7 protein-coding genes and 1 pseudogene are annotated in these 12,791 nt (G+C 47.7%); 5 read left to right on the top strand and 3 right to left on the bottom strand.

Features of this window, described 5'->3' with window-relative positions; all coding sequences use genetic code 11:
- Positions 1-1,186: pseudogene (locus tag J0895_RS20620) on the top strand (DUF4114 domain-containing protein); the annotation flags it as partial.
- Between the two features lie 132 nt (positions 1,187-1,318).
- Here the strand turns inward: J0895_RS20620 and J0895_RS20615 are convergent.
- Both J0895_RS20615 and J0895_RS20610 read right to left on the bottom strand, forming a co-directional pair.
- Positions 1,319-2,119, bottom strand: a complete 801-nt coding sequence (locus J0895_RS20615; protein ID WP_207089873.1) for a TIGR03943 family putative permease subunit — start codon at positions 2,117-2,119, stop codon at positions 1,319-1,321.
- 277 nt (positions 2,120-2,396) lie between these two features.
- Positions 2,397-3,485 (bottom strand): permease, encoded by a 1,089-nt coding sequence (locus J0895_RS20610; protein ID WP_479724812.1) that lies wholly within the window; start codon positions 3,483-3,485, stop codon positions 2,397-2,399.
- 668 nt (positions 3,486-4,153) lie between these two features.
- On the opposite strand from J0895_RS20610, the gene J0895_RS20605 reads away from it, so the two are divergent.
- Both J0895_RS20605 and J0895_RS20600 read left to right on the top strand, forming a co-directional pair.
- A complete protein-coding gene (locus tag J0895_RS20605) occupies positions 4,154-5,284 on the top strand; it encodes a GGDEF domain-containing protein (RefSeq protein WP_242541462.1) in 1,131 nt (376 codons plus the stop codon).
- 404 nt (positions 5,285-5,688) lie between these two features.
- Complete coding sequence (locus tag J0895_RS20600) at positions 5,689-7,071, top strand: sensor histidine kinase (RefSeq protein ID WP_207089872.1); 1,383 nt, start codon at positions 5,689-5,691, stop codon at positions 7,069-7,071.
- A gap of 23 nt (positions 7,072-7,094) precedes the next feature.
- Here J0895_RS20600 and J0895_RS20595 read toward each other — a convergent pair whose 3' ends face one another.
- Positions 7,095-8,963: a protein kinase domain-containing protein gene (locus J0895_RS20595; protein WP_207089871.1), complete on the bottom strand. Its 1,869-nt coding sequence runs from the start codon at positions 8,961-8,963 to the stop codon at positions 7,095-7,097.
- Between the two features lie 424 nt (positions 8,964-9,387).
- On the opposite strand from J0895_RS20595, the gene J0895_RS26520 reads away from it, so the two are divergent.
- Positions 9,388-9,522, top strand: a complete 135-nt coding sequence (locus tag J0895_RS26520; RefSeq protein ID WP_277989876.1) for a hypothetical protein — start codon at positions 9,388-9,390, stop codon at positions 9,520-9,522.
- A 590-nt stretch (positions 9,523-10,112) separates the two neighbouring features.
- Positions 10,113-12,791 (top strand): NACHT domain-containing protein (locus J0895_RS20590; protein WP_207089870.1); only part of this gene is annotated, 2,679 nt, incomplete at its 3' end.

Raw genomic sequence — 12,791 nt, 5'->3', positions numbered from 1 at the left:
GGATGAGGATGAGGATGATGTTTGTGGTGCGATCGACCCGGATGAGGTGAAGGAAGTAAGGCTTTATGTGAGCGTGTTTCCGAAGGGAGAGGGGTTGTTACCGGGGGATACTTGGCCGGAATTAGACTCACTAACAGCAGGAAGGGATTACAATCCGAATCGGATTTTAACGGCGACTTGGAAAGAGGGTGTGTGGACTTGGAATGGGGGCTCTCAAGCGGGTTCAAAAGACGAGTTTACACTGCCTGATGACCGGATGTTAACGGCGGGTCAGAAGTATCATTGGGCCATAGAAGCAGTGATTAATGGCTCACCGACGCCGATTGTTAAGGATAGTCAGTTCAAAACACCGCAAGCGGTCCAACCCAGTATTGATGGAAACGCTTTTAGTAGCATCACAGTATTAACTCGGGGATTGGAAGTTCAACCCAATCTAATCAATCAACAATTTGAACAAATGGCGTTGCACATCACCCAACCCTTCTCCCCAGAAAATGATGGCGGTTTAGTCATGTACTATGAAGCGGGAACAGGTCAATGGTATTGGCGCAATAACCAAGGCACCAAAATTTACAACATCCCAGAAAGTAAATTCGGCTCTCCCTTAGTTCTCATCCCCGACTTAGAAATGACCCCTCACCAAACCGGCTATAACTCTGGGTTTGCTGAAGCCGCAGCCGATGCAATGTTCGCTTCTTTGGTTAGCTTAAACCAACAGTTAGACAACAACGCATTCTTTAAGTCGCCGATGCATTTCATTGGCGTGGGTCAAGGAGCAGTTATCAACAGTGAAATCATTCAACGCATGGGAACTTTCTTCCCGAATTTGTGGGGAACTGAGGATAACCCCGCTGACTTGATGATGACCACTATCGACCCTCACGATTTCAGCCAATCCTCTTTACCGTCGCCTTTACGAAGCCGGAACGACCCGGAAGTTACGGTTTGGAAAAATGTCACATTTGCTGATAATTATTATCAAAATGTGGCGGGGTCTGAGGAACCGATAACTCAGACAAGAAATGGACGGGAGATTGATGCCGCAGATTGGAATGTTGTTTTGAGCCAGAGGGCTGGTTTTACCCCGGATGACACTCAAAATAGTCCGCATCGGCAAGCATTAGCCTGGTATGAAGATTTACCGACGTTTGGGCGATTTGGAACCCTTACATCGTACTCCGAATAGCGATTCAACTTGGTACAGTCCCGATTATCGGGGATATCCTGATGTTCATGGGGCGCAAAATGCACTTTGGGAGGGCAGGGGTTAAAAACCGAGTTTAACTTACCCGGTTTTTAGTTCAGGGAACCCCATCAATTAATATTCATAAGGATTTCGGGGTTCGGGAATTTCCTGAATGGAATTCGCAACAATTGTCAATTGACGCCGATCGCCCAAAATTTCCGTACTCATTTCTCCTTGGATTTCTAACCAAGTATCGGGGGGATACGCCGTGCGACTTTGGGACAATTTCACCGGCAGTCCGACGGGATAGGCATCTGCCGCACAACAGGTAATCACAAAGCGAGAAATTAAGAAGTATTCCTCGGGCAAGTCTGGTAGATGTATGACAAACCCTTGCACATTGACCTGTTGCCCGGTATAAGCATCGGGTTCGGGATAAACGGTTAAAGTTCGTACCCAGTCAATGAGCGATCGCTCTTCGGGCTTTCTGGCGGTGCGAAAAGCTTGGGGTTGGGATTGGGTGACGGGTAAAAAATCGTTGACATCCCGCATCATTGCCTTTTCGCTGGCAAAGACTCTCGGACTAATCAGGAAACCGAGCACAGCAGTGACTAAGAGCAACGTCGCACTCCATCCGGGAGGAAACAGGGTTATATGCTGCATCTCGGGGGTTGCGGTGTTCGCGCCTCGATTGCGGACCCGTCGCGATCGCCTCTGTTGATGGACCAATTGAGCACCCTTATAGCAGGCAAGCAGAATCAACAATACTCCAGTCCCGTTAGTGAGGGCAAAGAAATTGGGGTGAATTAGGATATTTAATTCCCCACTCACCCAATATTTGAGGAGTAATACACCCCAAGCTAAGATCGAGAGGACTTCGATCCAGGGTCCCCAGCTTGAAAATCGGAAAATTTTGGAAGATTGAACAGCCATATTAGATGTGAAGGTTTCCAGTTGCAATAGGAACGTGATGGGCGAGCAAGGGAGGGAGAGGTGAGGGAATGGAGGCGGAGATTTCAACTCATTCTTGGGGTGCATCTTGATGATGCGAATGTCTCCACCGAACCCTCATCCCCCAACCCCTTCTCCCAGGGGGAGAAGGGGAGCTAGAAGTCCCTCTCCCCCTGGGAGAGGGATTTAGGGTGAGGGCTGCCTTTTGGAGATTTCAACCCATTTTTAAGCCAGCTTCCCGCTTTATCCCTGATTTCTCCTAGCTAAATTTCAAGTTGTAAGCCAGGGTGAGTAAAAAGGTTAACTGCCCGGAAATTAAGAACAAGTAAACCAGGGGTTTTGGTTTAAAAATCGACATCATTAGTCCGATACTTTTGATGTCAATCATCGGTCCAAAAACTAAAAAGGCTAACAGGGAGCCGGTGGTAAAGGTGGAGGCAAAGGAGAGGGCAAAAAAGGCATCTACCGTAGAGCAAATTGACACGACAGCGCCGAGGACGAGCATGGCAATAATGGAAGTTATGGGGCCTTGTCCTAAGCTGAGAATTAAGTCCCGAGGTGCGGCGACTTGAATGATGGCGGCGATCGCACTGCCGAAGACGAGGACCCCTCCGAGTTCCCGCAGTTCAGCCATGACATTCTCGACAAACAACCGCAGTCGCTGGGAAAACAGGCGATCGCCTGTGAGTGCCGCCCCTGTCCCCCCCAAATTTCCGGCTTTCGACGCCAATAACATCGTCTCCATCGTGGTGGCATCTAGGCGCTGGGGACTGCCTGGATTGCCTAATAAAAACGTTCCTGACTGTAACAGGGGGGAGGAGTTTTCAGAATCTGAGGACCAATCTTTTTTTGTGGGGGTCCCCGAGGATTTAGCCCGAGAGGATTGAGCGATCGCCCGTGCCACCATCGGTTGTACGAAGGGGGTTAAATCTTTTTGTAGACTAAAGACTGAGCCAATAATCGTGGCGATCGCCAGGGAAAAGACCACCCGCAACACCACAATTTCTGGTTGGTCCCGAAATGCGGTCCAAGTGGACCAAATCACAATCGGATTCACCGTGGGAGCCGCCAGTAAAAACCCAATTGCCACTGAGGGGGATGCCCCCTGCATCAGTAATCGTCGCGCCACGGGGACGTTGCCACACTCGCAGACGGGAAACAGAAACCCAATGGAACTGCCGATTAAGGCCCCTAGGACCGGGTTGGGAGGGATGGATGAAATGAGCTTTGTTTCATCTACGAACAACAACAATGCACTGGATAACAACACCCCGAGGAGCAAAAATGGCAGAGCCTCTACAAGCAGACTCATAAACAGGGTAAAGGCGTAGTGTACTTGATTCATCATGCGGTTCGGCCTATTTTTCGCAGTGAGGAGCTTCTATATCAATTAATCCGGGGAGAAAGTCCCCTGAGCAGTCCAGATTGTTTATAGGGTAAGGTCGCCCTTTGCTTTCAATCCTCCGAGGAAAGGAACGGGAATGAACCCAGAACAAAAGAATCTCTGGATGCCCTTGAGGTTGGAGCCAAGTGCAAACCGTCTTCATCATATTACAAGGAATAAGGGAAAACCTGTGGTTGGCGATCGCCTCCACCTGGGCTGATCCCCACTCGATTTTTTCCCGGGTATAGTCCCACCTGGGCGATCGGCTTTCCCGGATCCACCCCTCGGGATCATCAGGGTAACCGATGATTGAAACCGGGCTTAAACTAATTTAAAGTTTAACAAAACATTAAATAAAATTTAATTTAATCTTATCCAATTCATGAATGGTCTATAAAAAATTCCTCCTGGATCAGCATGATCCTCAGTAATTGTATCAAAACATTAAAAAATCTGTAAGATTGCCCAGAAATTTCCTGAATCGGTTTAGGATATTCTTATGCGGATTTTGCCCTTATTGTACCCCCTCGCCCGATGTTTCTGACCGGAAATCAATAGACAGACTCTAGTCAACCCCGGTGAGCCCTCACGGCTCAATAATCCCAAGGGCTAACTCACCCCTGAAATAGGCAATGCTAAACTTTCTAAATGACGGAGAAGACATGAAACTTTATACATCGAACACAATGGATCTGGGGAACTCTTCTATTATAAATCAGTCCTTTCCAGATTCATCCTTCTTACTGTCCGATCGCGTCTGTATGAAAACGTTGCATTTAGAGTCAACTCTATCGGCGCTCTCCCTTTATAATTATCAGGTGAATGCGGAAGTGATGGGACGGGAAGTGGCGGAAATGTTTAATGCAAATCCCTTGCTGCCCGGAGTAATTTTGCTGGGGGAAGGTGAACTGTTAGGGATGATTTCTCGGGGAAGATTTTTTGAGCAGCTTTCCCGGCCTTACGGGTTAGAATTATTTTTCAAACGGCAGATTCAGGTTTTATATCGGTTTACTCAAATTGAATATTTACGGTTTAAAAGTTCTGTCACCATTGTCGCGGCGGTTCAGGGGGTTTTGTCGCGATCGCCCGATTCCCTTTATGAACCCATTGTGGTTGAAATAGCCCCGGGAACCTATCGCTTGTTGGACGTGCATCAATTATTACTCGCCCATGCCCACATTCACGAATTAGCCACAGAATTACTCCAAAAACTGTATCAGAAACTGGAAGTAGCGAATCAAGAGTTACACAGACAGGCGACTTTAGATGGATTAACTCAAGTCGCGAACCGGCGAATGTTTGATCGCTATTTGTCTCAACAATGGGACCGCGTCACGGAGGAGAAAAAACCCCTATCCCTGCTGTTATGCGATATTGATTTTTTTAAGGACTATAATGACACCTACGGACATCAGGCTGGCGATCGCTGTTTGCAACAGGTGGCACGAGTTTTAAAGGAATGTGGCAGTCGTCGGGAGGATTTAGTGGCGCGATATGGCGGGGAAGAATTTGCCGTGATTTTGCCTAATACCTTCGCCGATGGGGCGATCGCCGTTGCCGATCGCATCCGTAAGGCCCTCGCCACCCTCCATCTCCCCCATCGGAACTCCAAAGTCTGCGATCGGATCACCCTCAGTATCGGCATTGCTACAGTCATCCCCACAAAACATGACTGCTTAGAAGATCTCATTGCTTCCTCAGATCAGGCCCTCTATCGAGCCAAGCAAGGGGGTCGTGACTGCTCAATTTGTCACGAAAATTAACAGATCCGCAATTTTAAACCCCTCCCGGTTTGCCTGGGGACTTGTCGGAATTTACGGATTTACAAGTCTCTACAGATTAATAGGATTTCTTCAATTCATTCCCTCGGGATTTTTCATCCTGTGGTCAAACTTACCCCAAGGATTCGGGTATCATAGAAAGAAGAAAACCCGGGGTTTTTTACCAATTTTTTGCTAATTCGTAACAAATTAGGTCCAGCCGGTTGTTTGACCTAATTTGTGACTCCTGTCTCTCGGTCCTAGGTTAATTCCAGGTTAATTTTAAATTAAACTTTTTTAAGGAATTAATCTAGAGGAAAGATGTATTGTAAAATAAATTCATTCTGTAAAATAAATAACTTTTTAATTTCTCATGATACCCATTGTCCCTCACGAGGAAACCCGTAATGCTTGCAACATCCGTGAAAAATTTAGAACAATTCGTTCCCGTTACCCCAGACCGACTGGTTGGTAAACTTACGTTAGACTCTACTCTTGCGGACCTAACCCTGTTTGATTTTGAAATAGAAGTCACCTGTCCCGGATCCGACTTAGCCAAAGCCTTAGCCGAAAACCCACTGCTTCCCGGCGCTATTTTAACCGACTCGGGTAAGTTTGTTGGCACGATTTCTCGACGGAGATTTTTGGAACATTTGAGCCGTCCCTACGGGCTAGAATTATTCTCCAGAAGACCATTAAAAGCCTTACATAACTTTACAAAAATCGAACCTCTCACCTTTCCCAGCTATCTACCCATTGGCATGGCGGCAAGGCAATCTTTAGGCCGATCGCCCGAGTTTCTCTATGAACCAATTGTGGTCGAGATGGAACCGGATGTCTATCGCCTCTTAGACGTTCATCAGTTACTCATCGCCCAATCTCAAGTCTATGAACTCACCACCCAGATGCTGCAAGAGCAAACCCGTTCCCATACCATTCAAACGGAAAAAATGGCATCTTTAGGGCGGATGGTGGCGGGAATTGCTCATGAAATTAAAAATCCCGTGAATTGTATTTCAGGAAATATGGGATTTTTAGCCAACTACTGTCAAGATTTGCTAGAACTGGTGTCGGTGTATGAGGAGGAAATGGAGACTCCTTCGGAAAGAATTATCGAAACCATCGAGAATATTGATTTAGAGTTCTTAAGGAAAGATTTACCCAAGCTGGTGCAATCTCTGGTGGTGAGTTCCGACCGACTCACGAAGATTGTCGGCGGGTTACAAAACTTTTCTCATCTGGATGAAACGGCGCGTAAACCAGCAGATTTACATGAATGTTTGGATAGTACCCTGTTGATTTTAAACAATCAAATCAAGTATGATATTGAACTGGTTAAAAATTATGGAGACTTGCCGTTAGTGGACTGCTACTCGGGGCAGTTGAGCCAAGTGTTTATGAATTTGCTGGGAAATGCCATTGATGCTTTATTAGAACGGAAAGAGAAAGAATCCCAAAATTTGAATGGGAATCAAACTTGGAAACCGCAGTTGGCGATCGCCACGGAACTGATCAACCGCGAAGACCAATCCGCAGTCATTATCCGAATTGCCGATAATGGGATTGGAATTCCCGCTCAAATTCAACAGCGAATTTTTGATACTTTTTTCACCACCAAACCTGTGGGGAAAGGAACAGGATTAGGATTAGCCATTAGTAATGAAATTGTCCGAGACAAGCATAAAGGTCAACTCAATCTTAACTCCCAAGAGGGAATCGGCACTGAATTTGAAATCATCTTGCCCTTAGACAGAAAACCCGAGATTGAGTTAAGACTCGACGAGGAATAAAACCTGTTCGGGTTCGGTGAAGATTATCCCCGCAACTGCCAAATTTTAACCGTTGTATCCTCGGTTCCACTGACTAGGGTATTGCCATCGGGAGTAAAGGCGACGGCATGGACGACCCCCGATCGCCCCCAGCAAGTGCGCTTTTCTTGTCCAGTTTTCACATCCCATAGCACAATGGAAGTATCATCACTTCCCGATGCTAGGGTTTCTCCATTGGGGGAAAAGGCCACGGAATTGACCCCGGTGGAATGTCCGGTGAGAGTACCAATTTGCTGTCTTGAGGGCAGTTCCCACAACAAAATTGTGCGATTGGCACAACCACTGGCGAGGAAGCGACCACAGGGAGAAATCGCGATCGCATTCACAGCCCCTGAGCGTCCCCATCCCGTCTGTTGATCCTCCTGGGTTGTCGCATCCCAGAACACAATGGAAGTATCTTCACTTCCAGAGACTAAAGTGCGGCGATCGGGAGAAAAGGCCACAGAGTTCACCGCAGCGGAATGACCATTCAAAGGGCGAAATAGCCGCCAAGAGGCCGTCTCCCAGAGGGCGATCGCCCCATCAGTTCCCCCAGCAGCCAACAGTCGGCCATCGGGGGAAAAGGCCACCGATTTGACCGCCGCAGGTGCTTTGAGCAGGCGCAGAATCCGCCGTAACGTCACATCCCACAAGGCGATCGCCCCCCCGCCACTGCCTGCGGCCAACAGTCGGCCATCGGGGGAAAAAGCCACCGCACTCACCCCGGCAAAGGGTTCCTCGGGCCAACTGCTGCGAAGGGTGGGTAATTCTTGACCCTCATGGAGTTGCCACCATTTAATCCCGGAACGACTGCCACTAACTAACAGTTGACCATTGGCACTAATGGCAACCGTTTTAACCGGCGCACCATGTCCCACCAAACTGCCAATTTCCGACACAGTAACCGGAGGCGTGCTCACTCGCACCGGGGCGATCGCCCGTTGGGGAGTCGGTGCAGGCGATCGGGATTGGGGTGTGATGGTCCTACTCACGTTGGACGGGGCGGCCTTCAACCCTTGCATGAGTTCCTCAGCAGATTGATAGCGCCGTCTCACACTACTTTCGATCGCCTTGTCCAGAACCGTGGCGAGGCGATCGCTCACTTTATTGATACCTAAATACTCTCGCCAGACAAAGGTACTTTCCATCGCATCATACATTTCAAACGGTTCTCGGGTCGTCAACAAGTGAATACAAGTCACCCCCAAACTGTAGAGATCACTGGCAAATACCGCCTTGCCAAAGGTTTGTTCCGGTGCCGCATAACCCTTAGTGCCAATAGTAGTGCCGGTTTGATTTAAGGTAGTTCCCGTGGCATATTTAGCCGCCCCAAAATCGACTATAACTAACTTGCGATCGTGACGACGCCGAATAATATTTTCCGGTTTGATATCCCGATGAATCACCTTACCTTTGTGGACAAAACCTAAAACCGGCAATAAATCCTCCAGCAGACTAACAATCGCCGATTCAGAAAATCGACCCTGTTCAGCGAGTTCTTCCGTTAAATTTTGTCCATCAATAAATTCCTGGACAATATATTGACTATTTTCCTGTTCAAAATGAGCAAACAGTTCAGGAATTTGGGAATGTTTGCCCAATTGTTCCAGACGAATTGCCTCTTGCTGAAATAATTGATTCGCCTTCTCCGAATTCTGTTGGGATTGGGGATAAAACTGCTTAACCACACATTGCGGTTTCGAGGGTTTGAACTCATCAAGTGCCAACAGCGTTCTACCAAACCCTCCCGTCCCGATGAGTTTGACCAAACGATACCGTTGTCCCAACACCAGCTTGGTACCACAGGTGCGACAAAACATCGTCAGGTCAGGATTTATCGGATTCGGACAATCGGGATTCGGACAGTAACTCATCAACAAGTTTCCCAAGGGGTTATTTCTATGGTAAATCTTGGTTCGCTAATCTGAAACATAGCATCTCGGCCCTAATGGGGGAGATTACCGTTGGGGGTGCAAACTAGAGGTCCCCCATTAGGGCATTCTCTACCCCTGCATTCCCATCTGTTCCGCATCGGTTTAGTCCGGCTTAGCGGAGTGAAAAGCCTTGATGGCAAGGGTTTTCCGTGTTTTTTAAGCGACTGGGTGCCCGGAGGTTTTGGGGGAGGCGATCGCCCTGACTGGGTTAGGACTCCGTTGGTGAATTGGAGAAAGAGACCTCTCCCCAAACCCCTCCCCTCGTAGGCTTACAATGGTAGGTTTTTTACGCTTATGGTGATTGATTGGACCTTAAGATTAACTGCACGAACGGTCCCCGGACCTTGGCAAGGGGAGGGTTAGGGTGGGGTCTCCCGTTATGTGGCGATCGCCACATAACGCACTCACTGGAGACGAGCACACCTGTATAGAGGCTAGTCCAACCTATTTCTTCGTAACTCAGGCGATCGCCACGTCACTCCGACACTCCACCCACTAATTTTTCCTGAAGTGGCTTTGCCACTTCAGGAGGACCCCACCCTAACCCTCCCCTTGCCAAGGTCCGGGGACCGTTCGTGCAGTTAATAGAAAGGCAAATCCCCCTAAACGTAAAAAACCTACTCTTGTAAGGGGTTAGGTCTCCCCGTTAGCATTTCTCAGGACCGAATAGAATAAACAGAAGGCTGTACAAGGATTTCCCCCACTTTCTAATCGAGTGTGGGTTAACCACCCTAGGCTAACTGGGGAAAATTGCGTTAGGTTTGATCAGGGACTCCACCGTAACCCCATTTACCCCCAGTAATGAACATGGCCACGAATTCTTAAGCTCCCCTCTCCCGCTTTGGGCCGCCTTATAGCGGTTCCCGGACTCATTCGCGTACTTTTCAAAGCCCCCTTCGACCCTTCGACCCCCTTCGACAAGCTCAGGACAGGCTTCGACTGGCTCAGAGCTCAGGGTCGAAGGGGGTTTGGGGTGAGGGCTGTACCTTATGGACATGAGAAACGCTATATGTTGGGGGTGAGAGCATTTCACAACTGAGATAGGATTGCTATCGAGGTTATTAGTCATCGCAGATCGAGGAAAAAACTATGGTAGGAATTGACGAGATCGTTCGGGCGATTCTGGCGATCGCTCGCGTTGCCACTCCCCTCATCATTAATACCGCTAGACGCAACGAATTAGTTATTAAATTACTCAAAAAATTTCAAATTGATGCAGACCATCCTCCGGCAGATTTTACCGGAGTTTATCGGTATGCCTTAGTCGAATATGGCATTCAAAACCTCGATAACTTCGACGTAGACCAACTCCAACTCGTCCTCGAACTTTTTCGACAAAACGAAATTTATCTCGGCTTTCGTAAAGCCTTCGATCGCAACGACCCCTATACCCTCCTCACCGAAGCTGAATCCTATATCGATGGCTTTGCCTTGGGGGATAAAATTCGGGAAAACCATATTGACTATCAGCGGGAATTGGCTAAATTCAGCAGCATTTTCATGGAAATTGCCAACCGCACCCGCACCCCTGCCGAAGTCTTGGAATTTCGCAAAATTGAAGATTTGCGGTACAATACCAGCCAAATTTTAGAGCGGCTGGAAAATCTCAATGCCCTGGAAGACCTCCGCCAAGAAATTGCCAAACTCACCGCCAGCGAACCCGACCCCATTCTGCCAGCAGCCACTCAAACCCCTCGGTTTAGGTCAGAATTTGCTCGGCAATTACGCAACTGGCTAGAAGCTTTATATGACTTTGAATCTTATGACGCTCAAACCCCCACTTACTTTGAATGGATTATTAATATCCGCGCTCGTCGCGGGTTCGATCGCATTGTAGTCCGGGGCATTGAAGGGGAAGTTACCATTAGTGATGTCAATCATTTACGGAACTCAGTAGATATCCAAAAAGCCGATGAAGGCTGGTTAGTTGCCCCGAGGCGGATTAGTCAAGCGGCGGTAGATATCGTTGAAAATGATGATGTTTTATTCTGTTACACCTTTGACGAACTCATCGACGAAGTAGCAGATTTTAGTCGATATATCGATTGGTTAGAAGCAGAAGTCAAGCAGCGAGATATTGAACGCTTATATGTCCCCCTTGCCTGTACCAAAGAAGAAATAGATCCGATCACTCACCAACGCATTGCCAAAAGTCGGTACGATGAACGCAACGGCTGGATCGACCGCTATATCAACCGTTGGGTGGATGACCCAGCGAAAGAACATATCTCAATTTTAGGGGAATTTGGCACCGGAAAAACCTGGTTTGCCCTTCATTATGCTTGGGAAACTGTTAAAAAATATCGCGCCGCCAAAGAAGAAGGATTTCCCCGTCCTCGCCTGCCATTAGTCATTCCCTTACGGGATTATGCTAAAGCAGTCAGCGTCGAATCCTTGTTTTCAGAATTCTTTTTCCGTCAGCATGAAATTGGCTTACCCGGTTACTCTGCCTTTGAACAATTAAATCGGATGGGGAAATTATTGTTGATTTTTGATGGCTTTGATGAAATGGCCGCCAAAGTCGATCGCCAACAAATGATTAATAACTTTTGGGAACTCGCCAAAGTCGTCGTTCCCGGGTCAAAAGTCATCCTCACCTGTCGGACAGAACATTTTCCCGAAGCTCAAGAAGGACGCGCCCTTTTAAATGCGGAATTAAAAGCATCCACCGCCAATTTAATCGGTGCAACTCCCCAGTTTGAAGTCCTGGAAATTGAAAAGCTCAATTCCACCCAAATCCGCGAAGTCATTAGCAAACGGGCAACAGCAGCAACGGTGGAAAAGGTCATGCACAATGCCAAATTATTGGATTTGGCAAAACGTCCGGTGATGATTGAGTTAATTTTAGAAGCACTCCCAGAAATTGAGTCAGGAAAACCCATTGATTTATCCCGAATTTACTTTTATGCCGTGCGCCGAAAAATGGAACGGGATATTAAAACTGAGCGCACTTTTACCTCAATGGCAGATAAATTATATTTCCTCTGCGAACTGTCTTGGGAAATGCTCTCCACCGATCGCATGAGTCTCAATTTCCGGGAATTTCCCAATCGCCTGCGTCGCCTCTTTAGTACCGTGGTCCAACAACAAAAAGATTTAGACCACTGGCATTATGACATGATGGCTCAAACCATGCTAATTCGCAATGCCGAAGGGGACTATACTCCCGCCCATCGCTCACTATTAGAGTTTTTTGTTGCCTACAAATTTGCCGTAGAATTGGGCATTTTAGCCCCGGATTTTGCTGAATTTGCGGACCTCAAACAGTTTCCCCCTCCGTCCGAACTCTCCCAAACTTTTGGCAAAGCGCCCTTAACCCAAGCGGTTTTAGAGCTATTATTGCCTAGCATTGCACCCGGAGAAGCGACCCAAACTCGCTTATTAGAATTAGTCCAATCCACCCAAGGTCAATGCGAAAATGAAGCGGGATATCTCGGTGGAAATGCCGTCACATTACTATTAAAACTTGACCCCAATGCTTTGGATAATAGTGACCTCCAGGATACGGTAATCTTAGGGGCTGATTTTACATCAGCTAATTTACGAAATGTCAATTTAGCCCAAGCTAATTTAAAATATTGTACCTTTACGACGGTCTTTGGGACAGTTTTATCCGCAGCATTTAGTCCTGATGGGGAGTGGTTTGCCACCGGAGATGCCAATGGGGAAATTTATCTGTGGCAAGTTGAGGGTAAACCCTTGGTGTTGTGCCAAGGACATTCCGCAGCAGTGTGGTCCGTGGCAGTCACCCCCGATGGCAAAACCCTC

It is taken from the genome of Phormidium pseudopriestleyi FRX01 (genome assembly GCF_017313335.1).
Lineage (GTDB): Bacteria > Cyanobacteriota > Cyanobacteriia > Cyanobacteriales > Laspinemataceae > Laspinema > Laspinema pseudopriestleyi.
The sequence above is the reverse complement of the archived record's forward strand: the minus strand, read 5'-3'. Positions and strand labels throughout refer to the sequence as shown.

Coding starts and splice junctions, on each gene's coding strand:
- J0895_RS20615 (WP_207089873.1), bottom strand. CDS start 2,119: ATGGCTGTTCAATCTTCCAAAATTTTCCGATTTTCAAGCTGGGGACCC.
- J0895_RS20600 (WP_207089872.1), top strand. CDS start 5,689: ATGCTTGCAACATCCGTGAAAAATTTAGAACAATTCGTTCCCGTTACC.
- J0895_RS20595 (WP_207089871.1), bottom strand. CDS start 8,963: ATGAGTTACTGTCCGAATCCCGATTGTCCGAATCCGATAAATCCTGAC.
- J0895_RS20605 (WP_242541462.1), top strand. CDS start 4,154: ATGCTAAACTTTCTAAATGACGGAGAAGACATGAAACTTTATACATCG.
- J0895_RS20610 (WP_479724812.1), bottom strand. CDS start 3,485: ATGATGAATCAAGTACACTACGCCTTTACCCTGTTTATGAGTCTGCTT.